At 55.1% G+C, this 25,722-nt stretch carries 31 protein-coding genes; 17 read left to right on the forward strand and 14 right to left on the reverse strand.

The window, feature by feature from the left end; translation table 11 throughout:
* Window positions 1-170 precede the first annotated feature (170 nt).
* From BFQ00_RS28510 to BFQ00_RS21575, 4 genes are all read right to left on the reverse strand, one after another.
* Window positions 171-713 carry a 3-demethoxyubiquinol 3-hydroxylase gene (locus BFQ00_RS28510; protein ID WP_244160699.1) on the reverse strand — a complete coding sequence of 181 codons (543 nt, stop codon included), beginning with the start codon at window positions 711-713 and terminating at the stop codon, window positions 171-173.
* 455 nt (window positions 714-1,168) lie between these two features.
* Window positions 1,169-1,789 (reverse strand): hypothetical protein, encoded by a 621-nt coding sequence (locus BFQ00_RS21565; RefSeq protein ID WP_048402005.1) that lies wholly within the window; start codon window positions 1,787-1,789, stop codon window positions 1,169-1,171.
* A gap of 200 nt (window positions 1,790-1,989) precedes the next feature.
* Window positions 1,990-2,274, reverse strand: a complete 285-nt coding sequence (locus tag BFQ00_RS21570; RefSeq protein ID WP_003191463.1) for a hypothetical protein — start codon at window positions 2,272-2,274, stop codon at window positions 1,990-1,992.
* A gap of 201 nt (window positions 2,275-2,475) precedes the next feature.
* On the reverse strand, window positions 2,476-2,892 hold the full coding sequence (locus BFQ00_RS21575; RefSeq protein ID WP_048402003.1) for a hypothetical protein: 417 nt from the start codon (window positions 2,890-2,892) through the stop codon (window positions 2,476-2,478).
* A 267-nt stretch (window positions 2,893-3,159) separates the two neighbouring features.
* Here BFQ00_RS21575 and BFQ00_RS21580 point away from each other — a divergent pair, with 267 nt between their 5' ends.
* Together BFQ00_RS21580 and BFQ00_RS21585 are read left to right on the forward strand one after the other, a co-directional pair.
* On the forward strand, window positions 3,160-3,654 hold the full coding sequence (locus BFQ00_RS21580; protein ID WP_065934699.1) for a hypothetical protein: 495 nt from the start codon (window positions 3,160-3,162) through the stop codon (window positions 3,652-3,654).
* Window positions 3,655-3,824: 170 nt separating this feature from the next.
* A complete protein-coding gene (locus BFQ00_RS21585; RefSeq protein WP_065934700.1) occupies window positions 3,825-4,160 on the forward strand; it encodes a hypothetical protein in 336 nt (111 codons plus the stop codon).
* Window positions 4,161-4,258: 98 nt separating this feature from the next.
* Here BFQ00_RS21585 and BFQ00_RS21590 read toward each other — a convergent pair whose 3' ends face one another.
* Both BFQ00_RS21590 and BFQ00_RS21595 read right to left on the reverse strand, forming a co-directional pair.
* On the reverse strand, window positions 4,259-4,918 hold the full coding sequence (locus BFQ00_RS21590; RefSeq protein ID WP_065934701.1) for a hypothetical protein: 660 nt from the start codon (window positions 4,916-4,918) through the stop codon (window positions 4,259-4,261).
* 255 nt (window positions 4,919-5,173) lie between these two features.
* On the reverse strand, window positions 5,174-5,884 hold the full coding sequence (locus BFQ00_RS21595) for an SOS response-associated peptidase family protein (protein ID WP_065934702.1): 711 nt from the start codon (window positions 5,882-5,884) through the stop codon (window positions 5,174-5,176).
* Between the two features lie 99 nt (window positions 5,885-5,983).
* Between BFQ00_RS21595 and BFQ00_RS21600 the strand changes: the two genes are divergently transcribed.
* From BFQ00_RS21600 to BFQ00_RS21625, 7 genes are all read left to right on the forward strand, one after another.
* Complete coding sequence (locus tag BFQ00_RS21600) at window positions 5,984-6,415, forward strand: LexA family protein (RefSeq protein ID WP_065934703.1); 432 nt, start codon at window positions 5,984-5,986, stop codon at window positions 6,413-6,415.
* On the forward strand, window positions 6,402-7,682 hold the full coding sequence (gene umuC / locus BFQ00_RS21605; protein ID WP_065934704.1) for a translesion error-prone DNA polymerase V subunit UmuC: 1,281 nt from the start codon (window positions 6,402-6,404) through the stop codon (window positions 7,680-7,682). The genes BFQ00_RS21600 and umuC overlap by 14 nt, the downstream gene beginning before the upstream one ends.
* 243 nt (window positions 7,683-7,925) lie before the next feature.
* Complete coding sequence (locus tag BFQ00_RS30165; RefSeq protein WP_256537217.1) at window positions 7,926-8,054, forward strand: hypothetical protein; 129 nt, start codon at window positions 7,926-7,928, stop codon at window positions 8,052-8,054.
* A 737-nt stretch (window positions 8,055-8,791) separates the two neighbouring features.
* A complete protein-coding gene (locus BFQ00_RS21610; RefSeq protein WP_065934705.1) occupies window positions 8,792-10,120 on the forward strand; it encodes a hypothetical protein in 1,329 nt (442 codons plus the stop codon).
* Window positions 10,121-10,713: 593 nt separating this feature from the next.
* The gene (locus tag BFQ00_RS21615; RefSeq protein ID WP_065934706.1) at window positions 10,714-11,364 is read left to right on the forward strand and encodes a hypothetical protein; all 651 of its coding nucleotides are present in this window, start codon (window positions 10,714-10,716) and stop codon (window positions 11,362-11,364) included.
* 303 nt (window positions 11,365-11,667) lie between these two features.
* Window positions 11,668-12,006, forward strand: coding sequence for a GrlR family regulatory protein (locus tag BFQ00_RS21620; RefSeq protein ID WP_065934707.1), 339 nt, complete (start codon window positions 11,668-11,670; stop codon window positions 12,004-12,006).
* Window positions 12,007-12,110: 104 nt separating this feature from the next.
* Window positions 12,111-13,418 (forward strand): FRG domain-containing protein, encoded by a 1,308-nt coding sequence (locus BFQ00_RS21625; RefSeq protein ID WP_065934708.1) that lies wholly within the window; start codon window positions 12,111-12,113, stop codon window positions 13,416-13,418.
* A gap of 393 nt (window positions 13,419-13,811) precedes the next feature.
* Here the strand turns inward: BFQ00_RS21625 and BFQ00_RS28520 are convergent, their stop codons facing one another.
* The 3 genes from BFQ00_RS28520 to BFQ00_RS21640 form a co-directional block, all read right to left on the reverse strand.
* Window positions 13,812-14,192, reverse strand: a complete 381-nt coding sequence (locus BFQ00_RS28520) for a hypothetical protein (protein ID WP_083227412.1) — start codon at window positions 14,190-14,192, stop codon at window positions 13,812-13,814.
* Window positions 14,193-14,282: 90 nt separating this feature from the next.
* On the reverse strand, window positions 14,283-14,729 hold the full coding sequence (locus BFQ00_RS21635; RefSeq protein WP_065934710.1) for a hypothetical protein: 447 nt from the start codon (window positions 14,727-14,729) through the stop codon (window positions 14,283-14,285).
* A gap of 47 nt (window positions 14,730-14,776) precedes the next feature.
* Window positions 14,777-15,172 (reverse strand): DUF6957 family protein, encoded by a 396-nt coding sequence (locus BFQ00_RS21640; RefSeq protein WP_043205199.1) that lies wholly within the window; start codon window positions 15,170-15,172, stop codon window positions 14,777-14,779.
* A 258-nt stretch (window positions 15,173-15,430) separates the two neighbouring features.
* On the opposite strand from BFQ00_RS21640, the gene BFQ00_RS21645 reads away from it, so the two are divergent.
* Both BFQ00_RS21645 and BFQ00_RS21650 read left to right on the forward strand, forming a co-directional pair.
* On the forward strand, window positions 15,431-15,928 hold the full coding sequence (locus tag BFQ00_RS21645; protein WP_043205197.1) for a helix-turn-helix domain-containing protein: 498 nt from the start codon (window positions 15,431-15,433) through the stop codon (window positions 15,926-15,928).
* Between the two features lie 354 nt (window positions 15,929-16,282).
* Window positions 16,283-16,975 (forward strand): NUDIX hydrolase, encoded by a 693-nt coding sequence (locus BFQ00_RS21650; protein WP_065934711.1) that lies wholly within the window; start codon window positions 16,283-16,285, stop codon window positions 16,973-16,975.
* A gap of 67 nt (window positions 16,976-17,042) precedes the next feature.
* Here BFQ00_RS21650 and BFQ00_RS21655 read toward each other — a convergent pair whose 3' ends face one another.
* Entirely contained in the window at window positions 17,043-17,816 is a 774-nt protein-coding gene (locus tag BFQ00_RS21655) for an L-iditol 2-dehydrogenase (protein WP_065934734.1), read from the reverse strand.
* A gap of 214 nt (window positions 17,817-18,030) precedes the next feature.
* Between BFQ00_RS21655 and BFQ00_RS21660 the strand changes: the two genes are divergently transcribed.
* The 3 genes from BFQ00_RS21660 (at window position 18,031) to BFQ00_RS21670 (ending at window position 21,115) form a co-directional block, all read left to right on the forward strand.
* Window positions 18,031-18,945 carry an AraC family transcriptional regulator gene (locus tag BFQ00_RS21660; protein ID WP_065934712.1) on the forward strand — a complete coding sequence of 305 codons (915 nt, stop codon included), beginning with the start codon at window positions 18,031-18,033 and terminating at the stop codon, window positions 18,943-18,945.
* 176 nt (window positions 18,946-19,121) lie between these two features.
* The gene (locus tag BFQ00_RS21665; RefSeq protein WP_065884702.1) at window positions 19,122-20,072 is read left to right on the forward strand and encodes a nucleoside-specific channel-forming protein Tsx; all 951 of its coding nucleotides are present in this window, start codon (window positions 19,122-19,124) and stop codon (window positions 20,070-20,072) included.
* Between the two features lie 14 nt (window positions 20,073-20,086).
* Window positions 20,087-21,115, forward strand: coding sequence for a purine-nucleoside phosphorylase (locus BFQ00_RS21670; protein ID WP_065934713.1), 1,029 nt, complete (start codon window positions 20,087-20,089; stop codon window positions 21,113-21,115).
* 106 nt (window positions 21,116-21,221) lie between these two features.
* On the opposite strand, the gene BFQ00_RS28525 is transcribed toward BFQ00_RS21670, so the two are convergent.
* From BFQ00_RS28525 to BFQ00_RS21680, 3 genes are all read right to left on the reverse strand, one after another.
* Window positions 21,222-21,395 (reverse strand): metallothionein, encoded by a 174-nt coding sequence (locus BFQ00_RS28525; RefSeq protein WP_083203250.1) that lies wholly within the window; start codon window positions 21,393-21,395, stop codon window positions 21,222-21,224.
* A gap of 89 nt (window positions 21,396-21,484) precedes the next feature.
* Window positions 21,485-21,940, reverse strand: coding sequence for a DMT family transporter (locus BFQ00_RS21675; protein ID WP_065884704.1), 456 nt, complete (start codon window positions 21,938-21,940; stop codon window positions 21,485-21,487).
* A 4-nt stretch (window positions 21,941-21,944) separates the two neighbouring features.
* On the reverse strand, window positions 21,945-22,433 hold the full coding sequence (locus BFQ00_RS21680) for a DMT family transporter (RefSeq protein ID WP_065934714.1): 489 nt from the start codon (window positions 22,431-22,433) through the stop codon (window positions 21,945-21,947).
* Between the two features lie 115 nt (window positions 22,434-22,548).
* Here BFQ00_RS21680 and BFQ00_RS21685 point away from each other — a divergent pair, with 115 nt between their 5' ends.
* The 3 genes from BFQ00_RS21685 to BFQ00_RS21695 all read left to right on the forward strand — a co-directional run bounded on the left by BFQ00_RS21685 (window position 22,549) and on the right by BFQ00_RS21695 (window position 24,355).
* Window positions 22,549-23,481: a LysR family transcriptional regulator gene (locus tag BFQ00_RS21685; protein WP_065884706.1), complete on the forward strand. Its 933-nt coding sequence runs from the start codon at window positions 22,549-22,551 to the stop codon at window positions 23,479-23,481.
* 140 nt (window positions 23,482-23,621) lie between these two features.
* Window positions 23,622-23,981 (forward strand): type II toxin-antitoxin system Phd/YefM family antitoxin, encoded by a 360-nt coding sequence (locus tag BFQ00_RS21690; protein ID WP_242527085.1) that lies wholly within the window; start codon window positions 23,622-23,624, stop codon window positions 23,979-23,981.
* Complete coding sequence (locus BFQ00_RS21695; RefSeq protein WP_065934716.1) at window positions 23,978-24,355, forward strand: type II toxin-antitoxin system VapC family toxin; 378 nt, start codon at window positions 23,978-23,980, stop codon at window positions 24,353-24,355. The genes BFQ00_RS21690 and BFQ00_RS21695 overlap by 4 nt, the downstream gene beginning before the upstream one ends.
* Before the next feature lie 27 nt (window positions 24,356-24,382).
* Here the strand turns inward: BFQ00_RS21695 and BFQ00_RS21700 are convergent, their stop codons facing one another.
* Window positions 24,383-25,702: an Nramp family divalent metal transporter gene (locus BFQ00_RS21700; RefSeq protein WP_065934717.1), complete on the reverse strand. Its 1,320-nt coding sequence runs from the start codon at window positions 25,700-25,702 to the stop codon at window positions 24,383-24,385.
* Window positions 25,703-25,722: the final 20 nt, after the last annotated feature.

The raw sequence follows: 25,722 nt of genomic DNA on the forward strand, positions 1-25,722 counted from the left end.
GCTAAGTGAAATCCGAGTCCTGAACCTACTGCCAAAAATTCAGATTCAATCTCAGGCGCGTACTTTTCTGGCGCGGAATTCGAAGCTGACTTTTTCAACAGAATCGGCCAGAAGCGGTCAGTCATTTGTCCAAATTGCGGCAGTGAAACTGGGATAATTACACCTGTTTTCTAAGAACGCATACCCATCCAGATTACCGCTTCAGTCCATGCAGTCACCATCGGTGTCAGTACCCTGAACCAGGGATCGCGCACATCAATCTGCGCTGCTGAGTGGTCATGATGTTGCTGCTCCTCCTCCACAATCGACGTAATGGCAGCCACCGCGTGGAGATCGATATCACCCAGCACATCAAGTTGATGAGCCAGGTGCTTGAGCACCACACTTTCAACCGCGACGGTAGTAGCGACAATGGCTTTGCGGCCACAGATGCCAGTAACCAGACCCAACGCCAGACCGCCGATGCCACACAACCAATAGCTACGGCAGCGGGGATAATTGCGACGTTGCAGCTCCTCCAGAAAAACCGTCCGATGGCGGCGCTCGTGGGAGAGGAACTCCTTGAGTTCGTTCACCATGCCCGGGACGAAAAGCCGAGCCATAAACAACTGTCCACTGTAGATACAGATCGCACCATGCTCGCCCGCATGGTCGACCTTCATCATGCGGTTGCCGAGGTCTTCGCCCTTAGCCGTGTAGTCTGGTGAGTTCACATTGAGATTTCTTGTTCGAGGGGCTTGGTCATCGGGCCTATCCTTGCTCTTGAGCCGGCATCGTGCTGTAACGCCAAGCAGATAAGCAAGTGGGACTTCACAGGGCGCCCCCTCACCATCGTCGATTTGGCCGATCTTTAAGCAGCTGACAGACCGCTTTGGGTCGAAAGCGCGCAGTCGTATGCAAACGCAGACATGCCCTTTCGAGCAGTCAAATTGAGTTGAACAGACCGAGATATGAAATGGTTGCGGTGCTCTCCGGTAAGCGCACCAGCGGCTCTACATCGGTAGTGGTCGAACGTCGGTCGCCGCAGATGGCATTCGAAACCAGCCTCTTCAAGGGCGGCTTTCGCGAGCCGAGCCGCCGGGGGGTCTCGGCCCTTCGGGCATTCATCCTTCACACCTACGGGCTTCGGCATGCGCGCACCGCTTGCGATGGAACGCGCCAGTCATCGTTAATCTGTAACCTGCGGGCAAGGGTTAAAAACCTCGGTTACGTCGAGTGTTGTATGCCACGGGATGGCAGTGCCTGACACCATTCCGCCTACGGTTTGCTTTCGACCCGACTTGCGCACATATCCGCCATCCGTCCCAGTGAAGACGTGCTGCCCTGGCTTCGTCAGATAATCAAAGAAACTGACTTTCACAGGCACATTCATTTGCCCACCCGGCGTAATGACGGCGAGCATGATCGCTCGGTCTTTGGTGAATACAACGAACGGTTCGACTCCAGTGCGACCACCAACTGTCTTCACGCACTGCACTTGTTCTGGGAGGATGCGTGCGGTTTCAGTGTAGGTGTGGTTGTTGTAGAGGCTGAGGATCAGGCCTTTGCTGGTCAACACTCCCAGGCCTTGAGTGGCCCTGCAGCTGCCTTCGCTTCCATATGGGAACAAGCACCAGTTAGTTTCCGATACGGCTTGAATATCCGATGGTGCAATTTTCAGATCGCGCTGGATTTGGGCTTTTGATTCCGGCGTGTCGTAAGGGATCATGACGCATCCGCCGACTGTCACTGCTGCGATGAGGCCTATGGCCGCAGCTACGTTTTGAACTGATGATTTGAAGGTGTTCATTGTTCGCTCTCCTTGCTGTATTACCACCACTGGAAGGCTGTGGCGATTTGGTAGCGAACCTTACGGCATGGGCGAAAAGCAGTCATCCTCGTGCTGATAACTGGATCGGTAGATGACTTGATTGGACGCTTACCTATTTCTGACCGATTGCTGAACCCTGGCAAAATCGTACGCAAAACCTTGCTTAAAGAGCCAGCAACTCAACGCTCGAGCCTGTCGTCACTCTCCTCCGACATTTTGGTACTCGCTTTCATCGCAGATAGCGTCGGCTTGGCAGCAGCGATGACAAGGCGCCATTGAGGGAGCGCAATTGCCGCAGCGTCGTTCTCAATGAGTTCAGGCGTTGCTTCGCAAAAATCCTCGATGGCTGCGCTTACATTTACCAAAAAAACGCTCTGCATTGGAGTGAACCCCTGATCGACGAAGTATCCTTTTGGCGAGGGAGTTGGCACCCAATCTTCCCATGAATTGATTAACTCATTCATACCACACCGAGGTGGCTCATTCTCGCACTCAATCAGCCACTCAAGTAGCTCGACAATTCGATTTCGTATTCGTTGGTAGACAAGCTGTCTGGTCATAATTTCACTGGTTGAATCATCATCCGCCCCTAATGAGGACAATTTTAGCCTTAATCCAGTGCCCGCCCCTGGTCAAAAACGGGCCTAACCTATGAGGCCGTCAGCTCAGTTGAACAGGCCGAGATATGTGATGGTTGCAGTGCTCTCCGGCAAGCGCACCAGCGGCTCTACTTGGGTAGAAGTCGAACGACGGTCACCCCAGATGGCATTCGAACCCACCATTATAAAATGCGTGAACTCTCCTACCCTAGAGCTGACCAACGCTCTCTCGGACTGACTGCGGATTTGCGCTATGACGTCTTGTGGGGTGCCGGCAAGCTCAACGAAATCTGAATCCATAGAGAACCCCAGCTCCTCCGCTAGACGCCAGGTTGGATTGCGGTCTTCCCACGAAATGTACTCGGCTTCGCTTACGCTTTCAGGGGGCTCTGGCTCCCACTGCTCAAACACAAATTTCTTCGCCTCGGATTCAGTGGCGAAATTGGCACCGAAGAGATGGAAGGGCCAGCAGCCATCTTGCATGACACGATCTCGATTGTTGATGAGTCGTCAGGATCGTAACTGATTACAATCGGAGGAGCAGCTTGTCAGGGAAGCCCGACGGGAAAAGATGCTCGCAATCCGACCTCGTCCTCATCGTTGTACCAAGGTTGAAATCTGCCCGTCCGTCCAGGTGCAATATAGGCTGCCCTTCAAGCGTCCGAGAGTAGCGATCTGACGCGTAGGGTGATATCACTGGAGTATCATCATTCTCTGTGACACCGCCGCACTGCATTGAAGGACTTCGCGATGCATCAAGTTATCAGCGCCGCTTACTACCGACCTGGATTCGCCAGGAGCGCTTGCGCATGGTTAATGATTGACGGCATTGGAATTGAGCAATGGCTGTCCACTCATCTCGAATGGTCAGACGTCGCAAGCCTTGGTCTTTCTCTGATCTGGCTTATCGACGAAGACGAAGACGCTCTTGCGAACCGTCGCATAATCCCAGCCGAAGATGGAAGCTCTACAATCGTGCCGTTACTGGTCTGTAGCGATGACATGAATTTTGACTGCATCGTCTTGGTCGCAGAGCAGGTAATCGATGCTAACACCGTACACTGGCGGCGCTTCGGTCGAAGTATTTCGGACAAACTGGAGGTTGGAATCTCGACAAAATGGATCGCCGAGAGCAAGCCGGTAAGCTTTGCATTAGAGGACTTCCAAAACGCATTGGAGCAGTTCACTCAGTTGTCGAAGACAAAGCCAGCCAACCATTGCGATGAACCCTTAAGCCCTCAATAGCCTAGCTTACGTTGCATCATTTTTATCGCTATCAGGCCCACTACCACGTTGAAATGTTGTGACCACGTAGCACGAATTCACAGTGGCCGTACATGCTCCCAGAGGACACGCTGGAGCCGCCATCCTAGTAGAATTCGTCGAGCTGATTACTGCCCACTTTGAGATGTTCTATGAGCGCTGAATTAACTGAAGAAGAAATGCGTCGTGCCCTATTCGGTACGCCTCAGCCCGAAGAGCAGATATCTGCTCCTCTAGTAAATGAGCCTGTGGAAGAAATTGTGCTCGCAAAACCCGTTGTCGCTCCAGCAGCCAAGAAGAAGGTGGCGAAAGCATTTACGCCTAGGCTGAGGGTCACGTTACGTGTTGGAAACGAGTTTGAGGGGAAAATGATCGAGTTGATTCACGAGGCTGATACGTTGAGCTCGTTGCTTGCAGAGCAGGAGGCTGTGAAGGCTGCGAGGAAGAAGTACAAGTACGTGAAAGTGGTATCGGTTAAATCGATGTAGAAAATGTAGCTGGGCTGATGAGTTATTACGTCGTTCGCTTAGGAGCGATATTTTATATCTCACGAGCAAGCCCCTCTTCATTCTGTTCTCTATCTGAATCAACTCGGCGGCGTTGTCGACGAACAGCCCGTCACTTGTGGGTAAGTCTGGCAAACCACCATAATTTTATTTTTGGGCTCAAAGCCGTGATCAATCATGCAACGCTGCACTTCTGCAGTGCGCCCGATGCTGGCGACGTCCAGATTCGACCCTAGTGGTTTCGCATAGCCGCACGCATACATCACCGGCAGGGCTTCACTATCATTGGCTACCTGTACTGAGAAATGGAGTGATGCTCCCGCTTTACGCCACGAGACCTGCATGCGTTCATCCCGGCCTGAATTAGGCTTAATGGGATGAAATGCTTCATCTTCGACAAACGGTAAGGCTTCGAGCTGGGACAAGCTGAGCGGACGGCCCTGCCTTTCTTCGACGCAGGCTGGCATATTCTTCATTATTTCACAGTATTCAAAGCCGTCTTTACGAGTAAAACCGAGGCGCTGCATACACTGGAATTGCAGCACTTGCTCGTTTATTGGCAAGTGGGTTATCGAACTACCTACCGGGTCGCCACACTCTGTCATTGCGGCTTTGACACCCTCAACAGTGGTCGAAGCGCGTTTCCACTGGGTGAACGACGCTGATGGCGGGCAGCCGGTGAGTAAAAGTACCGATGAGATCAGGACTGGGATGGTAATGATCTGAGATTTGCTGAACATATTTTGTCCTTAATTTATGCCAGGCTACGCCAATGGCGTCCAAGTCTTTGGGGCGAATAATCCCACCACATGCCCCCTACATTACCAGCCGCTACCTGGGCGGTCTCAGGTATGCCGGTGTCAAAACTGGTGGTTGGTCTAAGCGATGTCCGTTCTTGATGAAAGCTGACAAGAACTACTCATGGACAGGCAGGACAACGCTCCAGTTGCCGTCCATCAACATCTACAGCCAACGGGATGTACGACTCAGGTTTATCATTCATCGACGTCTGACGCCTCTGAGAGCGGCTTAAGCAATTCTGGGCCCTGATTACGAACGCTACCCACAGCCTTGCTCACCTTATACCAATGAAAATCGATAGCAGGCCGGCAGTGTTCCATCGCGATTTCCCGCGCGCGTTCAGGTGAAGTATCTGAGGTGATCCATTCGCGGGCGTGTTCAGGTGCCAAGACCAGCGGCTTTCGATCATGGATATCTACCATCCCTTGATCGCTGGCGGCGGTGATGATGACGAAGCCGTCGCGAGGGTCTGGCTCTAGGCCCTGGTGAACCTCCGCTAAACCAGCGAAGAACATCGGAGCCTGCTCTTTCAGGGTTATGAAGTAAGGCTGCTTCTTCTTTGGATCAGCCGGATCGTTGACCCACTCAAACCACCCGTTTCCCGGTGCAAGTACACGACCGCTTGGCCAGAGCTGATTGAAAAACTTCCCAGTCATGACTGTTTCAACCCTGGCGTTTATCGGGTCAGGACGCTTTCCTTTCGCCCAAAATGGTGACCATCCCCATTTCACCTTATCTACGCTTAATTGGTCGTCCACTGGCCGAATGATCTCCACACGGGTCGAGGGTGCGACGTTGTATCGCTCTACTGGCCAAAGATCGTAGCCGTTGATTACAAGCTGCTCTGGCGCGAGCTCCTTCAGATAGTGATCCATCGATTCGTAGATCGAGTAGCGTCCGCACATGCTGTCACCCGTCGAATAGTGATGCTTATGAGATTGACCGCAAGCGAAGCAAATCGTTAACTGTATATACGTACAGCTTACTACTCTAAGGCTTGCATCATGAGCGTCACCATCCTCGGCCCACTCGCTACTGGCGGTAAGAAGCTGCCCCTTTATTCATCCAAGGTGCCGGCGGGCTTCCCCTCCCCTGCGGCTGATCACATCGAAAAGCACATCTCCCTTGATGAGCTGTTTGATATTCGAGCTCCGCACGTGTACCTGGTGAGGATCGACGGAGACAGTATGCAGGGCGCAGGAATCTATTCAGGGGATCTGGTGGTTGTTGATCGAAGCATCGAGGCGGTCAGTGGCGATATCGTCATCGCCGCGCTGAACTCGGAGCCATTCTGCAAGCGCCTGCTTCTGCGTGAGAACGCCGTGATGCTTGTATCGGAGAACCCAAAATATCCGGCAAGGCATGTCATGGAGGGCGATGAGCTGGTGATCTGGGGTGTGGTGAAATACAGCGTGCGCGATCATGAAAACACTTGAGCCAGTCTTTGCCCTGATTGACTGCAACAGCTTCTACGCGAGCTGCGAGCGAGTGTTCAGACCCGACCTGGCAAAGACACCTATCGTGGTGCTGTCCAACAACGACGGCTGTGTAATTGCACGCAGCTACGACGCCAAGCCTTTTGTGAAAATGGGCCAGCCGTACTTCCAGATCAAAGACCATCTACGCCGGCATGGAGTCGTGGCCTTCAGCAGTAATTACGCTTTATACGGCGACATGAGCGAACGCGTCATGACGATCATCGAATCGCTAGTGCCTGCGCTTGAGGTCTACAGCATTGACGAGGCGTTTGCCGATCTCACTGGCATACCTGGCGATCTACCTGCTTTTGGGCGACACGTGCGCTCCACTCTTCTCAAGCGCACGGGAATTCCAGTCGGGGTGGGTATTGCCCGCACCAAAACTCTGGCGAAGCTGGCAAACCATACCGCCAAGCGACTGTTGGATATCACCGGTGGAGTGGTGGATCTGTGCGACCCGTTCAAACGGGACTGGACGCTGCGCAACACCGATGTCGGCGAGGTCTGGGGCATCGGCAAGCGCATGAAGGCCCACCTGGAAACGATGGGCATCAAGACCGCCATGGACTTGGCGAAAGCCGATCCGTGGATGCTTCGTCAGACATTCAGTGTGGTGATCGAGAAAACCGCTCGCGAGCTTGCCGGCACCTCCTGTCTGGAACTGGGTGAAGCTGACCCACCCAAGCAAGAGATTTGCTGCAGCCGGATGTTTGGCACCCGGCTCACGCAGATCGAACCGATCAAGGAGGCCGTCGCCACCTACACCCAGCGCGCGGCGGAAAAGCTCAGAGCGCAAAACTCGCTGTGCAAGAAGATCCGCGTGAGTATCAGGACAGGCATGTTTAATCCCGAAGAAGCGAAGTATGCGAATGGCGCACTTGTCGAACTACCCTACCCGACTAACGACGTTAGACTCATGACCAAGGCTGCGACCGAAGCGGTCAATCGCCTCTTCCGACCGGGCTTCAAGTACAGCAAGGCGGAGGTTCTGCTGATGGATTTGCGGCAGCCCGGCGAATTCACTGATGACCTGTTTACACATTCCCAGCCTGTTAAGGCGGACAAGGTGATGACCGTCCTGGATGAGATCAATGGCCGCTGGGGAAAGGGAGTGCTGCGTTTAGCCAGCGTGCCTGCTGCTCCCAGTTGGGCAATGCGTCGGGAGCTGATGAGTCAGAGCTACACGACGAAGGTTGATCAGTTGTGGACGGTAAAGGCTAGGTAGCAGACAGGTGCGGTCTGGCGATGCTCGAATGATTCTGGAAATGCAGTGCTACCTGCAAAATGTCACCAATGAACGTAAAATCAACACGTTACCTGTCATTAAATTTCCAGTAGATGAGCCAAAGCTAATTCAATTTTTCATATAGCTAAAATCAAGCATCTCTTGCCTATTGAAAGTATCCGTCCGTGCCAATAGGATGATCCCACAGCAACTAAAATAACATTAACATCAAGGAGAGATTTTATGGCGCTTAAACCAGGCCCAAAACCGATTGCCAAATCAACCGGCGAAGTTGATAAGCGTCGTCGTGACAATAAAGACACGCAAGGAAATAACCCCGGCTTGAAACCTAGCAAGCCTTTAAAAAAATAGGTTTTTGCTGACAGGAGCTACTCGAATGGTAGCTTTTGTCATTGGAGTTTTTAGAGAATGAATGCATAGCCTGTAGCTTCGTTTTATCTGACAATCACTACGCGTTCTATGAACGCTACAACGACATATCGAATATTATCATTACGGCACTGCCTAAGAGGTGAGTTACCCTGCGTTTCCTGGATGCCCTCCATGTTCGTTGGCTACAGTTTTTTTCAACTCTACTGGCAACTGAACTGCCCTTTTTCGCAAACAAACTGAGCGATAGCTTTGGGCCGTAATCAAGCGTTGCAGACTGCTCCAAAAACGACGACCAGTCGGCTGTTAACCGAGAGAATCGCCCCACGCGAAAGCACATTTATCCCGCGATTCGAGCTCAAGACCTCGCGATTGCCCTCTGGTCATCTTGGGCATTAGCACAGTTACTATGTGTGTATTGCCCTATCAGCGAGAGCAAGCACAGGGATCAAGCTTGCAGTGGCTTTTATCCTCGATGCCAGTTAGATTTAGAGCTTTCTACGATCAAGGAAAGATATGAATAGACTCATTGCACTCTTCAGCACTGAAGTCACATTAGCCAAGGATGAAGGCTGATCAACCAACGTAATCTCCAGTACCTATACCCTAGGATGTACGAATTGCAGATTTTGCTCAGTCTCACCATGAACGAGGCCAGATTGAGAACGACACGTGTTCATTTTATTCCAAGATAACTAACAGATAGGAGAGATCAGGGAATGACTGTTAAAGGTGCAAATAGTTTTGGCCGGTTAATGGGGCACTTGGATCTAGGAGATTTTGCCAAAAGTGAAAAGCCTTTGGCTTTGGTGGGAGATCTATTTGGTGAGGAGTGGCTGTCCACGAACGGCGGCCATCGGCTTCAAAAGCTATGGGCTAGAAAAGACATGCTGTCCAGCACAGAGCTCTTTGCGCTAGGGCGTGCAATCGAGAAACTGACTTCTGATCACTCGCTCTGGCTGAAGCGGGTAGCAAATGACATTATCAACCAACCCAAAAATGCTCACGGGTATCTTGCGGAAATAATGGTCTGCGCTTCGCTATCGGCGCCTGACGGCACAGTCCTTCCCGCGTCGAAGGGGAATAAAGGGTTCGATTTGACGTTGACGATGCCCTCCCAATTCAAGTACCACGTTTCGATAAAAAATCATGATATATCGGAGCATGAAGGGGTGTTTAGGGAGAAATGTGCCACTCTCAAAGCTGTATTTGACAAAAAAATGAAAGAGATGAGAGTTCATGGCGCCCTGAGGGTTATTTCGGATCAGTTTATTGAACCAACTGTGCTCGATGCGCTGGTAACGTGGGTTTCCAAGAAGATGAAAGCCCCAGGATCGTACAAATGTCAGAGGGGAACTGTAAAAGTGTTCTTTTCTGAGCTGCATTCAACGGATGAACGGCCATTGGCAAGAAACTTTTTTTCGAGCGATTTAATGGTTGTTGGTGGGTTCCACAGAAATGAGTTGGCTAATCAGAAATCGCGAATACTCAAGGCAGCAGCGAATCTGAAAAAACACGTTTCTCCTTCACCTAACTCTTGTCGGTTCGTCTGGATGAGGGTTCACTCCAGCGCGGATGTGGGGTTGATATCTGATGTAGTGAAGGAGTTGGTTGTAGGTGGTATTTCTGGTGAGGATATTGGGTTTGATGGTTTTTTCATCGCACAGCCTTCAATCGTTCGAGAGAATGGTTCGAGTAGAGTGAACACCGTACTTTCAATCATCGAGGGCTCCCATGCTGGGCTGCAAGCATCGAGAAAGCGGGGTGAAAAACTTTCCATAGAGGTTTTAGTTGGGAATATGAGCTCGGAGCCTTCTCGTGCACTGCTTCAGGTAGATGGGGAAAATATAGAGCTCTCACCTCATCTCTATATTTATCAGGACAGTGACTTCTATGTATTATCAACAATAGAAAATGGCGTAGCCCGAGGTAATATTTCGTCACCTGCTTCCGGTGTGCGGAACCACAGTGTCTTCGATATAGACGGAGAAGAGATTGGATTAACTGGCCGATTGATTCCTAGAGCGGAAGAGCTACTGATCTTCTAAGCTAAGTTGCTCGCTGCCCCCTTGATAAGGACGATCCTTCTCGGCTATTAGTGAACGTCGACCTCGATGGGCCGGATACGCGTTTGAATGGAGTCAGGAACGTCATGAGTAAAAGGTTGATCTGCGGGCGCACAAAAACGCGCGCAGGAAAAAGCGAGGGATATGACGAAAGCTGAAAAACGACGCAAGCTCGAGAAAGAGCGAGCGGACGCTTAGCGGAAGAAGACAGCCGAGCTCCTTCGAAGCGAAAAGCTAAAGCTCAAAAAAGCCAAGCCCAGACAGGGGTATTTGCCCTCTTATCTTCACTGCGTTATCAGCCAGCAATCAGACGGACTGATGTGGTGACGGATGAACATACCACCCTCAAAAAAGTACCGAATCAGTATCGTCTTGAAGGCGACACTGGTTGGTAATCCATCTGAAGTCACTTGCCCACCGAATTTTCTATTTAAAAGATTTATAAATCATAAATTTAAATCTGAAGCATAGCCGAGCCGGGTCGATAGCCTAATGAGGGATTTTCTAGGCGACCCTCCAGGTCGACTCGCTCGATTGCAATCTCCTGGCCATTTTCTACTAAGAGCTATTAGCTGATGATTGATACACCAACGAATAATCCGACCTCCGGCAAGCACGAGGGCCTTGCAAGAAAACAACTCATCTCCCAGATCGCACTCAACTGTGTTTCGATTTTGGCCGTTCTGATTGGAGGTGTTTGGATTGCCTTCAACGGCCTGTACGTGAAACAGGAAAAACAAATTTCCGCCTACACCCTTCGGGAGTTGGAACAGAAAACAAACCTCGCGCCACATGTGAGATCGAAGGTGACCGCGACGGTTGGTGAACCACAGGGTAATGCTGGTTCGATTGTGCAGGTGAGAGTGGAGCTTTCGAATCAGGGTACTGATGCACAGCGGGTAATTCTGGATAACGGGGCTCTGTCGGTGAGCGGCATCGTTTTCGTGGACAGCATGCCTCAGTTCATCGGAGAGGTACCCATGGGCAGCACACGCTTCGAGGGTGTCCTGAGGCAAGTGGGCGGCTTCATTGATATTGGAGCGGGAGAAACCTACGACATCAGCTACATCTTCCGGTTGAAATCGCCTGGCACATACTTGGTGAGATTCCTCGCCAAAATGCAAAGCCCCTACCTGGACAGGTACAAGGAAAAGGTAGGGACGCCAGTGTTGCAGGATTATTCGGTGGGCGACGACCAATACATCACCGTGCCAGAGAATCACTGACGAAACCTTGAGGCACTCGGAGCAGGGGGAATGAATCAGCAGTGGTGAACTCGCTACTCAGCCGGTTGCGACAGACTGGATCAAGTTGCCTTGTCGAGATCTGTCACGTCTCTCTCGCCTTAAGGACATCCGATCAGACGCAACCAGTTCTCGCCTAATACGATACCTCGACGAGAGGTCATTTAGTACGTCATCGTGAAACGGCCCTGATGCGCTAGCGCAACTTTCTGTTACAGAATGGCCTTGTGACATCTACCGACTCCTTCTAGCGTGAACTGCTTCACTATCGATTGGAGCACGGCTATGTCTCAGGGCGTTTTCTTTGTGAAATTTGAATCCAACATCCGCGACTTCGGCGATGGCCTAGTTTTTATTAAGGATGGCAGCGTGAATGGATGCGACCCGCATTTCCTTTACCAAGGTGTCATCCCGCGCGAGTCCGGCTCATTCAAGTCGCAGATCACAGTACGACCATGGCGTCCGGGGAACACCCACGTGTTCGGTGGCACAGGGTCGTACATTCTTGAGGCAGAAGGGACAATAGACTACGAGCGTGGGGAGTTCAGTCTGCAAGGCAATAAGAAGGATGAGCCCGGCTTGAAGCTCACCGCCAGAGGTACGCGTCTGGGCGACGTCGTGTAGTCTGATGAGCGCGGCGATACAGACACAAGCTGCGCACATGCTTGATCGTAAGCAGCTATCCGCTTTCCCCTTCGCAGTAATCGTTATCTGAAATGGAGAATTCCTTGAAGCTGTACGAAGCGAGTAACCTGGCTGAACTCGAATCACTGATGGCACAATTCGGTGATGACGTGCTGTTTCGCGGTCAGAACTCTCATTACGGTGAGCCAGGTACTCCCGAGGTGGGTACCTCGTTTGACAGGAAAGGCTGCATTCCAAGTGAGATGCTCAAGTGGTGCCGCTATTGCCAGAACGTACTCGACGCCTTCATCCCGCAATACCGTGATGATTTTGCATATCAGCAGGCGCTGCTTCAGCACTATGGATGGCGGTCTTTCTATGTCGACTGCACTTCCAATCCAGGAGTAGCTGCTTGGTTTGCAAGCCAAAGCTATTCAGAAGAGTCGACGCTTGAAATAAGTGAAGACTGCCACGAAAATCCTGTCTGGTTGAAAAAGCGCATGGCCCGCTACGATTTCCATAAGGGCCAGGGCCACCTTTACGTATTGAGTCGGGATACTGTGGCCAACGTCGGATTGGTCGATCTGGCCACATTAACTGTGGATGGCTCCAGGCCTCGCACAGTGGCCCAATCGGCTTGGCTAATTGGCCCACTCCGCGATAAAAACTTGCCTCAAGATTGCTACGTCGCACAAATCACAGCCCCCCGCGAGGCTTTTCGAGACTACGCCGTAACTCATGGTTTAACCGACACCAACACCCTCTTCCCCTCCCCTACTGAGGATCCCATCCTTAGAGCGCTGTTGGGGTTGCCATGGGACGAAATCAAACATCGGGAAAGCCTACCAAACCTTCCTGCTTTCATAAGGGCGCTTGATCTACCTGAGTACCATCCGAGCTTCGTGAAAATCGCACCAGCGCGTACCGCCTTCTATCGCGGAGCGAAAATTCTTGAAGTGCAGAACGCCATCGATGGCGCAGGGGAAGGCGGGATAGTAGTCAGCATCCCCGATGTGGTGCTGTATGGCTCAGCCGACAGAAGTGCACCGCTTCGCTTTCCGCTTATCGACACGCTTCTCGATGAAAATGGCACCGTGGCGTTCGAGGCTGACGCGCTGATCAAGCTCGCTCAACGAGGGGAGTTTCCGCTCTACCAGAAAGGCATCGGCGTCCTGCGTCGCGAGCGTGATCTATTCGAAGTCTGTGAGTTGACTGTTAAGCACCCGGGGCTTGAAATGACCAGCGTCGGGTTTACGTCAGGATGGTGTTATCGCAGACAGCAGAACGGCACATGGTTGAGAGAGGAAAGCGAGGGAGAGTGCGAATGCGGTAGCGAGGTAGTCCACGGTAGGCACCTTTCCGCCCTTCACATCGCCGAGGACTTTCTCAAAAACCCTGATGAGTACAATTGATTGAGTCACCAAGGGCCGAAACGGTGCTTATCGCGAGAAAGGGACGATGCATCTGGCAAACAGTTCAACGAGATCCTGAACTCTGCATGGCAGATTCGAATGTACATTGAGCAAGCGGATCATCTCATCGAATGCTGATTCGAGTGGGAACCAGCTTTGCAGGGCAATTATGAAATGAGTTACGCCTCTATCTTCGATTACGGCAAGCGGAGCGCGCAGGCCTAAGGCCGGAGGCGTGCGGATGGGCCGAGACTTGGCACGAGGCTCGGTTCACGACAGCCATCCCGCAGGGCACGTCACCAAAGGCTGTCACAAGACCACCAGATAAGGAGTGTTTACATTCCCCAAATCAGGTTGGGCAGGGAAATATATCGTCGATAGTCGGGCGGAAAATCACTGCAGAAACCGAGGTGTTGGATGAAGCGTTCGCAAGAGACGCAGAAACTCACGTAGGCTTGAACGACCATTACCTCGTTGAAACGTGGCCAGCACATAGCGAGAATTCTCGGTCGTCATTACCCAAAACCTGCCTTCACGCTCGACCTTGACCACGTCAGAAGTTCTGATCAGGTGACCATCGCCAAACCGCCCATATTGATCTTTGCGCTTGTGGCCAAAAACCACACCGATGCCCGCCCGCGCCCGGATAGAAACACCGCAGAGGTACGCGGTCACTGGCACATCAAAGCCTTGTTCCTGAGCTTTGATGATTCGCTTGAGATCAAAATCTGTATGGCGTTTGCCGTGAAAATTCACATCTAGGGTGTCGAGCATCACTGCGCTCCGGTGCTATTCCGCAAGGCGTTATCAGGAATTCCGCACGGAACCAGACGCGTTGGTATCGTGCAAGATTGTTGGTAATTTTCAGACTGATCGAATCATGGTTTCGAGAAAAATTGGCCGGCAGTTCTGTAGTAACTGAATTTGAAAACCTGGGCGGTGTGAGTTGTGGTAAACAGCCCCACTGTCCACCTCGATCACGCTGACTTCAAAGTCGTTATTATCGTCACCAATAGTCACCTTAACGACGCGATACATACCCCAGGCATCGCAGTTATTCATCCAAGGCGGGGTAACCACTTGCACGTCGACTATCACTTCCCCTGCATTTTGCTGCACAAGTAATTGCTGCAGTCTGTGCTCACCTTCAATCATCCTTGTGAACTCGGTGCTGCGACCTTGCTCGGTGATTCGGACGGTCAGGTGATACCAGTGCGATCTAAGCACCCGTGACACACCCTGCCAGTGCATCAAGCCTTCGCCGAACAATCCTGGAACGCCAATAGCGTCTGAGTCTTCAGTTCTGAACATCAGGTGCCTCAGTTTTCTGCGGACGCAAAGCAGCCCGGTTGGTTAATTCAAAATAGAGAGAAGATCTCTTTGATGGTTGCTGATTTGCGATGACCCGGCCCGAGCAGCACATAGACGCTATTCCGTGTTTCGAACAGAAAGCCGTCGTTGAACGCAGTGCCCATACTCGACCTGACCCAGTGGCCGGGTTCAAAACGTCTTTGCTCGTCATCCACGACCTTGTGGGCAAACATAAACATTGGCTGGCATCCGGCAGCGGATACTTTGGTTCGCTCGGCGTCGGTGACGATGGCGTCTAGGATTGTCCATTCTTCTACGGCGCAGAGGGGCATCCATTTGTAGCGTTTTCTGGCTGCAGCCATTGCGTCTTCCAGACTGAGTTCTGAGCCAGCTAAAGGAACTCCACTGCCTTCCAAAAGCCCCTCATCAATAACTTCAACCATGTGCAGCCTCTTGAATTGGTTAGGAGCGATAGATCGTACGCACGAGGCTCTGAGGCTCACTGAACGGCCAGCCCGCTGCACTCCATGGAGTGCTGACCGCTCACCTACATTTTCCATAAATTGCCAAGAATGACTTTGCGGATGCAGCTAAAGGGCTGGTGAATTCTGCTTTCAAATCAAACTATGCGCGATACTACCTCATTTTGATATTTAACGGAAACCCTCCTGTGTGGCTATATCCTGACTTTTGAGTAAGCCATGCAACTTAGAATCGCTCTCGCAGGCGCAATCAGGGCCCTGCGCCTGCAGCGTCAGCTTCGACACGAAGATCTTTCCGACGCCTCCGCGAAATCCAAGCTCAGCGCCCTCGAGCGTGGCGAAACAAGCATCACTCTTGAGAAGTTCGAGAGCCTTGCTGAGGGCCTTCGAATAGACCCTCTAGCGCTCCTAGCTCTATGCATGTCCAAAAAGCTAAATACCCCCTATACCGCTCTTATGGAGACTGCTTTAAAGCAGCTCCGAGCTTTCGAGAAAGAAGGAGGTCTGGAAATTCTTGCTGAGCAGCTCCCTGACGGAGAGGTCGCCCACCGTAACCCAGGCAAGCCTCAGAATAGACAGAGCGAAAGCGTCGTTCGCGAGCTTAAAGCGGCAGGGATGAATCAATCGCAGATTGCACGCGAGACCGGCCTAGCTCTATCGACTGTCCATCGATACTGGAAGAGGATTAATGCTACCGATTCTGGCGCAGATGAGTGATGGGGAAAAAGCAAGTTTATCGCTTGCCGTCTGCAAGCGATTCGAGCGCAGATACAAAAAAGCCGTACTAGACAGAAATTCGCCCAAAATCGTTAGATCTGTTAAGTCATTGTTTTACATAATGTAATCCATCCCTAACAGTTAGTAAGGCTCCAGAACTTCTGGGCATCCACATCGAATGAGGCAATGGCAGTTTTGGCGAGGGTCATGGTGATTCTCCGGTGGCCTGGAAATAAAAGTACATGTCATGTACTTTCAAGGCAACAAGTATTTTCATGACTGCCTGAGCTCGAGTACATGACATATCTGTCCGAAGCGTTAGACTAGGTGCCTACGTTGTAAGAAGGACGTCACATGCCATTGAGCCCCTACCTGCACACCGTCGACTTGTGCGTACTGTGTTACTCCCGTGCCTGCGGGGAATTGAAGCTGTTGCTCAACAAGCGCGATGCCGAGCCCTTTGCCGGACACTGGGCATTGCCGGGTGTGGTGGTCAATGGCGATGTGCAGGACCTGAGCTTGCAGGATGCGGTGGAGCGACTTCGCTCCAGTGACAAGGTCGGCCTCGATCTGGTCTGGAACGAACAGGTGGGCACCGTGGGCGATGCGTTTCGCGACCCGCGCTGCTGGTCATCGTCCACTTACTACCTGGCGATCGTGGCCGAAGAAGTCGCGCTGGGCGGCCATCAGGCCTGGTATTCGTTGAGTGCGGTAGCCGATGGCAGTATCAAGTTACCGTTTGATCACAACAGCCTTGTGGCGGCCGTGCAGGAGCGATTGTTTTCCAAATCGCTGTACAGCAGCCTGCCGTTGATGTTCCTGGGGCGTGAGTTCAGCGCACCGGAGGCGACTACGATTTTTTCTTTGGTGCTCGCCCGGCCGGTGGTCAAGACCAGTATCCGCCAGCGCTTGCTGAAACTGACCGAGGCCGGGTATCTGCGTGAAACCGGGCGCAAAAAGCAGGGTGAAGGCGGCCGGCCCCAGGCGACGGTGGACATGTTGAAGCCAGGAGAGATCTACTTCTTTGATCGCAGCTTTGCCGAGTAACCGAACAACGAATATCGACGGGGTGGGGCTCGTTGTCCGTGCCCACCGTGTTGATCGGTGCACGCCACTAGTTCATCCAGTTACCGCCATCGACGTTGTAGGTCTGCGCGACGACATAATCAGCCTCTTTCGACGCCAGGAAGATCGCCATGCCGGTCAGGTCTTCAGCCGTGCCCATGCGCCCGTAAGGCACCTCGTCCCCTACCCGTTTCTTCTTCTCGCCCGGCGCCAGGCCTTCATGCCGGGCGAACAGTGCATCCACCCCATCCCAGTGTTCACCGTCCACCACGCCCGGGGCGATGGCATTGACGTTGATGCCCTGCCTGATCAGGTTCAACCCCGCCGATTGCGTCAGGCTGATCACCGCCGCCTTGGTCGCGCAATACACCGCCACCAGCGCCTCGCCGCGCCGCCCGGCCTGGCTGGCCATGTTGATGATCTTGCCGCCGTGGCCCTGGCGGATCATCTGCCGCGCGGCGGCCTGCAAGGTAAACAGCGTACCGGCGACGTTGATCGAAAATAACCGTTCATAGCTGTCGCGGGTGATCTCGACGATGGGTGCCAGGTCGAAGAGTGCCGCGTTATTGATCAGAATATCCAGCTTGCCGGCGTGGGCGACCACGGCGGCAATGGCTGCGTCAATGGAGGCCTGGTCGGTTACGTCCATTGCCACCGCGTAAGCCTGGGGGCCCAGTTCGGCAGCGGTCTGCTCGGCGCGCTGCAGGTTGATATCGGCAATGGCGACCGTGGCGCCTTCGTGAATATAGGCCTGGGCAAACGTGCGACCAATGCCGCGCGCCGATCCGGTGATCAGCGCGCTCTTACCTTCAAGTCGTTTCATGGCGGTGTCCTTTGAAATCATGTCGGATTCCTGCACAGCTGATTACAGCAGTTGGAGCCGACCTCTCACAAACGCACCGCACACGCTCGACCGGTACTTTTTTAACCGACCTCAAGCGTGCAAAAAAGTATCAGTGCCCGATAGCACCGTGGGTAGCGCCGAGCCTGCCAAGGCGCGTATTTTGGCGGTTATCCAACGCACAAGAGGCAGCCGCATGCCCATCCCCGCTCCCCTGTTCGAGCAACGCCGCGCCGAACGTGAAGTGATCCTGCCCGAACCGCAGCACTGCTTTCGCTGGTTCGAGCATGACTACCCGATTGACTTGGCGCGCTGGAACCACCACCCCGAATTCGAAATCCACCTGATCCGCCACGGCGGCGGCAAGCTGGTGGCGGGCGACTATATCGGTGCATTCGGTGCCGGGCATGTCGCGCTGATCGGTCCCGACCTGCCCCACGACTGGATTGGCGACCTGGCACCCGGCGAGTACCAGCGCGGCCGTGACGTGGTGCTGCAATTCGACGGCGCCGCCCTCCTTGCCCTGCGCGAGGCCCTGCCGGAACTTGGCGACCTGCAGCCGCTGTTTGAACAGGCGCGACGCGGCCTGGAGTTCAAGCACGAAACAGCGGCGCAGGCGGCGCGGCTGATGGAAGCCATCGGCAACGCCCAGGGCCTGCAACGCCTGGTGCTGTTCCTGCAACTGCTCGACACCCTCAAGAACGCCCCGCCCCGACAGATCAAGATCCTCGCCAGCCCGCGCTACGCACCGACCCTGGACCCGCGCAGCGCCGACCGCATCAACCAGGCCTTCGACTACCTCATGCGTGAATTGAGCGGCGAGGTGCGCGTGTCGGATATCGCCCGGCAGCTGGAAATGAGCGAACCAGGCTTCTCGCGCTTTTTCAAACGCAATACCGGCCATGGTTTTATCGAACTGATGCGCAAATTTCGCGTGCAGCGCGCCTGCCGGCTATTGCTGCAAAGCGACAGGTCGGTGGCGGACATCTGTTTTGAAGTGGGCTACGCCAACCTGTCCAACTTCAACCGGCATTTTCGGATCGAGATGAACCAGACGCCAAGTGAATATCGGCGTGAGACCGGCCTGCACGCGGTCAGTCACCTCGGCTGAATGACACCCTGTCATTTTCTGATCAAAGAGACGGTTATTTCCGCCTTTTCTCAGTCGATTCAGACCATTGACGAAAGTTGGTACAGCCTGTGCAAACGTTTGCGGAACGAACCTGGTCGCAAGGTTCACCCTGCCCGAGCAATCGGGTTCAAACCGCGTACGAATAGGGATTTTCAATGCACCCCACCTCAACGCCTCGTGCTTGCCTTGGTGTTTCCTTGCTACTGGCCGCCGTTACGGGACTACTCAGTGCACCCATTTTGGCGCACGACCAACCTTCGGATGACTCGGCACAGGGCGAAACCCTCAGCCCCGAGGCCAGCCCGCCGGCGAAAAAAGGCGCTTACCTGTCGGAATGGTTCAACCAGGACCTCACGCTGATCGGCAGCAAGGACATCAGCTTCGGTCCCAAGCCCCAGGACGACGTCTACCTGGAATACGAGTATTTCGGCCGCAAGGGGCCGTTCGAGCTGTACGGCTACATCGACGTGCCAAAGATCCTCGGCATCGGTAACAGTAACGACAAAGGCGCGTGGGACCACGGCTCGCCCGTGTTCATGGAACATGAGCCGCGTATCTCCATCGACTATCTGGCCGGCCGCAGCCTGGCGATCGGGCCGTTCAAGGAATGGTATGTGGCGTTCGACTGGATCTACGACCACGGCAGCAACAAAGAGAATCGCGCCAATACCCTGTACAGCGGCCTTGGCACCGACATCGACACCCACTCGCGGGTCAACCTGTCGGCCAACTTCTACGGGCGCTACCAGTGGGAAAACTACGGCGCCAGCAATGAATATTCCTGGGACGGCTACCGCGCGCAGATGAAATACATCGTGCCCATCGGCAAATTCGACAACGGCGCCTCGCTGACCTACATCGGTTTTACCAACTACGATTTCGGCTCGGACCTGCACAAGGACAACCCGGCGCGCACCGCCAATTCCCTGGTGGCAACCAACGTATTGCTGTACTCGTTCACCCACCTGCGCTTCACCCTGGTCGGCCGTTACTTTCATAACGGCGGCAACTGGGAGGATGGCAGCGAGTTGAATTTCGGCGAAGGCAACTTTCGCGCCCGCTCCGACGGCTGGGGTTACTACGCCGGCGTGGGCTACCAATTCTGATCAAGGAGCTGCAGATGAAAACTTTAACCCGCCTCTCGATGGCCATCGGCCTCGCCCTGCTGCCCCACGTGGTGCTGGCGGACAGCGCTGCGCCGATCAAGCCCAAGGTGATGTTGATCACCATGTTCGCCCCCGAGGCGCAAACCTGGATCGATCGCTTGGAGCTCAAACAGGAGGTACGCGTGCCCGGCTTGTCCGCCGAGTACCCGGCGATTCGCTGCAACACCCAGGACGTGTGCCTGCTGGTGACCGGCATGGGCCAGACCAACGCCGCCGCCTCCACCCTGGCACTGGCCCTGTCGCCCAGGTTCGACCTGCGCCAGAGCTATTTCCCGATCGCCGGGATTGCCGGTATCAGCCCCAGGCATGGCACCATCGGCACGGCCGCCTGGGCGCATTACCTGGTGGAATTCGGTACGCAGTGGGAGCTGGATTCCCGCGACGCGCCCAAGGATTGGCCGACGGGTTATATCGGCATCAACACCAAGGGGCCCAATGAAAAACCGCCGCTGGACTACAAGACCGAAGTCTTCGAGCTCAACCCAAAGCTTCAGGCCAAGGCGTTTGCCTTGTCGCACAAGGTTGAGTTGACTGAAAGCAAGGAGTCCGCCGCCTGGCGCAAGCACTACCCCGCCGCCCCGGCCAATCAGCCGCCCCAGGTCACACGCTGCGACACCCTGGCGGGTAATACCTGGTTTTCCGGCACCCGCCTGAGCGAACGCGCCGAGGTGTGGACCAAACTGCTTACGGACAACAAAGGCGAATACTGCACCACCCAGCAGGAAGATAACTCCACCTACGAAGCGCTGCTGCGCGCCAGCCGCGAAGGGCTGGTGGACATCCAGCGCCTGGCGGTGGTGCGTGCAGGCTCGGACTTCGACCGCCCGTACCCGGGCTACAGCGAAGTGGACAACCTGCTCAAGTACGCCGACCAGGGTGGGTTTGTACCGGCGTTGGAGAACCTGTACCGCACGGGCAATCCGCTGGTACAGGCAATCCTGAACAACTGGTCGGCCTGGGAAAAAGGCGTTCCAGAGGCCTGATACAGATCAAAATGTGGGAGGGGGCTTGCTCCCGATAGCGGTGCATCAGCCAGTAAGTGATTGGCTGATCACCGCTATCGGGGCAATGGCCCGCCGATCAATCATCTCAGGCGTTGGCAGACGACTTGGCGCATTCGCAACCCGTTGCCGCCGCGCACGGCTCACCGTGCGCATGGTGCTCGGCGCAGCCCTGGCAGCAATAGCCCTTGCCGTCCTTCATTATCGCGTCGACGCCCAGTACGCATTTGCAGTGTGGGCAGGCACAGGTTTGATCCGGCATGGTCAGACTCCTTCTTCATGGTCGTCACGGCGCGGCGAATGCCACACCTTAAACAGTGACTCCAGGCACGGCGCCAAGGTTCAGCGCCGTCAGTCAGCCTGACGCGTATTGCTGCGATACATGAACACCAGGGCCAGGGCCAGGCACAACATCGCCACGATCCGGCTACCGGACAACTCGATCGCGGGGTTGCCCAGCCAGCCGAAGTTGTCGATCAGCATGCCCATGCCCAATTGCCCCACGATCACCGCTACCGTGGCAACCGCCGTACCCACCACCGGCACGGCGCCGACCATTACCATCATGTACACCACGCCGAACAGGGCACCGGTCAACTGCCACTTGGGCACCTCCAGCAAACTGACAGCCTGGGCGGGCTCAAAGAAAAAAATCAGCAGCGCGGTGGTGAGCGCACCGACCGCAAAGGTCAGCAGGCTGCTGCGCAACACCCCGACAGTCTGGCCCAGACGACCGTTGATGGCGGCCTGCACGCTCAATACCGCACCTGCGGCGACCACCACGACCAACAACACAATCAGATTCATCGCCTTACCCTCGTGCAATCAGAACAAGTGCCGCCACAATCAACGCCAGGGCTATCCAGCGCTCCACATTGACCCGCTTGCGCGCCGTGCCGAACCAGCCGAAATGGTCGATCAGCACGCTCTTGCCCACTTGGCCGGAGAGGATCGCAATCATCGTCATGGCCACACCGATATGGGGCGTGGCCAGGGTCAGCACCACCACGTACATCGGCCCCAGGAAGCCGCCGATCAACTGCCAGCGCGGCAGTTGCGTGAAAGCCGGGCCCTTTTGCGGGCCGCTGAACAACAACAGCAGAAACAGGATCGCCGAGCCGACGCCAAAGATGCTCAATGTGGCCCATAAATGCCCGGCCTGCACCCCCAATGGCCCGAGCAAACCGGCCTCCACCGACAGGCCCATGCCTGCCAGGATGACCAACGGCAGCAACAGCAACCGAAGAATGTTCCGCTTCGGCCGCGACTGGGCCGTACCTTCGATAGAACCTGCCTGCATACATCACCCGCGCTTCAAGAAGAAAACAGGGGCGCATTATCCGGTGGTCGAGCTGTGCGATAAATGGCAGCATGCAGACAACACCTTTGCGCAAAACGCACAGCCCGGAGCCGCCATGCAAGGTTTGAACGAGTTGAGTTTCAAGGCGCTGCGCCTGTTCGTCGCGGTGCTGGACCAAGGCAGTTTTTCCGAGGTAGCGCGCCGCGAAGGCCTTGCGCCCTCCTCCATTTCGCGGCAGATCCAACTGATGGAGCAAGCCCTCGGCCAGCAGTTGCTGTACCGCCACACCCGCGCCGTGAGCCCCACCGAAGCCGGTCGTTTGCTCGGGCGGCATGCGCGGCTGATGCTCGAGCAACTGGAGACTGCCAGCCAGGCCCTGCAGGAGCAGGACAGCGAACCCAGCGGACTGGTGCGCATCAATGCGCCAATGGTGTTCGGCCAGCGCCACCTTTCGCCGTGGCTGGGGGAACTGTGCCGACGCTATCCGAAGCTGCAACTGGACATCCAGCAAACCGATACCTTCGTCGACCCGCTGCAGGACGGCACCGACCTGCTGTTTCGCATCGGCGTACTCAATGATTCCAGCATGCAGGCGCGGATCTTCGCGCCGCAACGCTTTCGCCTCGCCGCCAGCCCCGCCTACCTGGCGCGGCACGGCACGCCGCGCCATCCCGACGAACTGGTCAATCACCGATGCCTGGCCTACAAGGGCATCAAAGGCCAGGAGCGCTGGTTCTTGCGTCGCGACCAGGGCGACTGGAGCGCCTACAGCGTCAAGGGCCCGATTACCGGCAACCACGCCGACACCCTGACCCACGCCGCCGAACAGGGCCTGGGGCTGGTGGTGTTTCCCTCCTGGCTGATCGGCGAGAGCCTGCGCGCGGGCACCTTGCAGGCGGTACTGACGGAATACGAGGTGGCAACCACCCTGGAGCCCCAGCAGATCGCGGCGTTATGGCCGGGCAGCCGCAGGCTGTCGCTCAAGGTGCGCACGGTGATTGATTATTTCGTGGAGTGTTTTGGGACGGTGCCGTATTGGGATCGGTGAGTTCCCCTGAACGTCGAACGGACATCTGTGAGGGGAATTCCTACGGAAAAATGTAGGCTCATTCTGTTTTTCCGGGCCAGCATTCCCTGGTACGTGGAGCTGCGGCAGACTCTCGGCGAAACCTATTTTGGAGTAATGCCATGGATGTCATGTACTGCAAACCGTCGCCCACTGAACGAGCGGCTTCAGCAGGTGGTTTAGCCATTTTTGATAGCTCACGTAGTTTTGGCTGTTTTTGGCCAAAACCCGGGGAAAACCAGATGACCATCATACCTTTGGGCGAGGCAAAAAATAATCTGTCGAAATGGGTCGATGAGGCTGCCGCCGGCAAAGTCATTACCATCGCCAAGCACGGGCGCGCAATGGCGCAGCTTGTTCCCATCGGCAAGTCCAAGGCTCGGCGAATCGGCGCGATGAAAGGCAAGCTGGTGATCCCCCAGGACTTCGACGCACCGCTGTCGGAAGACCTGCTGGATGCGTTCGAAGGTGCCCATTCATGAGGGTGCTGCTGGATACCCATATTCTGCTTTGGTCACTCAATGATGACCCGAGGTTATCCAGCAAAGCGCTCAGATTGATTGAAAATGCCGCCGATGTTTACGTGAGCGCGGCGACATTCTGGGAAATGGCCATCAAGGTCAGCATGGGGAAGCTCGATGTCGATCTGGACGAAATCCGTGACCACTGTCTGGAGAGCGGGTTTATCCAATTGCCGATCACCTCAGAGCACGCTATTGCGGTCAAGGAGCTCGAGCCACATCACAAAGATCCCTTCGATCGACTGATTGTCGCCACAGCAATCAGTGGACCCATGAAACTGTTGACCTCTGATCCGCAAGTTGCCCATTACAGCCCTCTCGCCATTCTCGTGTAGGTCATGGCCCAGCAGCAGACAGGTCACTCAGAACACCCACTGCCCGATCAACCAGGCATTCGCTCCACTGATCACCGCAAATAAAAACCATGCCAGCAATCGGGTGGGCAAGCGGTTAACGAACGGTCCCATCAGTTGCTTGTCGCCGCTCATGCGGATCAGCGGGTATAGCGCGAAGGGCAACTGCAGGCTCAGGACCACCTGGCTCAGAATCAGCAGCTTGCCGATAGCGTCGTCACCCATCAGCCACACTCCGAGAAACGCAGGGATCAGCGCCAGCCCACGGGTGATCAGGCGGCGCTGCCAGCACGGGATGCGCAGGTTCAGGTAACCCTCCATGATCACCTGCCCGGCGATCGTGCCGGTGAAGGTCGAACTCTGGCCGGAGGCCAGCAAGGCGATGCCGAACAGGATGCTGGCGAACGCGCCGCCCACCAGCGGGTCGAGCAGATGATAGGCGTCCTGAATCTCCACCACGTCGGTATGGCCGGTCTTGTGGAACGCTGCGGCGGCCAGCACGAGGATGGCCGCGTTGACCAGCAGGGCCAGGGCCAGCGAGCCGATGGTGTCGATGCGTGCCAGCTTGACCGCGTCCTGTTTGCTGGCCAGGTCCTTGCCGATCAGGCGGGTCTGCACAATGGAGGTGTGCAGGTAGAGGTTATGTGGCATCACGGTCGCACCGAGGATACCGATGGCCAGGTACAGCGGTGCGGCATCGCTGATGGCCGACAGGGATGGGGTGAAGCCACTGAGCACGTCCGGCCAGTAGGGTCTGATCAACACCAGTTCGACGAAGAAACACACGCCAATGGTCGCAACCAGCGCCAGCATGATTGCTTCCAGTCGGCGGAAACCACGGTTCTGCAAGGCCAGGATCAACAACGTGTCGAAGGCGGTGATGACGATACCGGTGGTCAGCGACACACCGAGCAGCAGGTGAAACGCCAGGGCGCAGCCGAGCACCTCGGCGAGGTCGGTGGCGATGATGGAAATTTCCGCCAGCGCCCACTGTGTGCGTGCCGAGCGCTTGCTGTAGCGCTCGCGGCACAGTTGCGCCAGGTCCTTGCCGGTCGCGATACCCAGCCGCGAGCACAGGCACTGCACCGCCATCCCCGCCAGGCTCGCCAGCAACACTACAAATAACAGGCTGTAGCCATAGCGCGACCCGGCTTCGATGGCGGTCGCCCAGTTGCCGGGGTCCATGTAGCCGATGGAGATCAACAGGCCGGGGCCGGCGAACATCAAGGCGCGCTTGAAAAACGACGCTTTGGGGTCAACGGCAACGGAGCCGGCCACTTCCGGCGGGCAGAAGGGGGCGGTAGCAATTTTCGGCAGGCTGAATTTCACGCGGTATCCCAGGCAAACAC

Source organism: Pseudomonas sp. 28 E 9 (assembly GCF_900004785.1).
Taxonomy (GTDB): domain Bacteria; phylum Pseudomonadota; class Gammaproteobacteria; order Pseudomonadales; family Pseudomonadaceae; genus Aquipseudomonas; species Aquipseudomonas orientalis_A.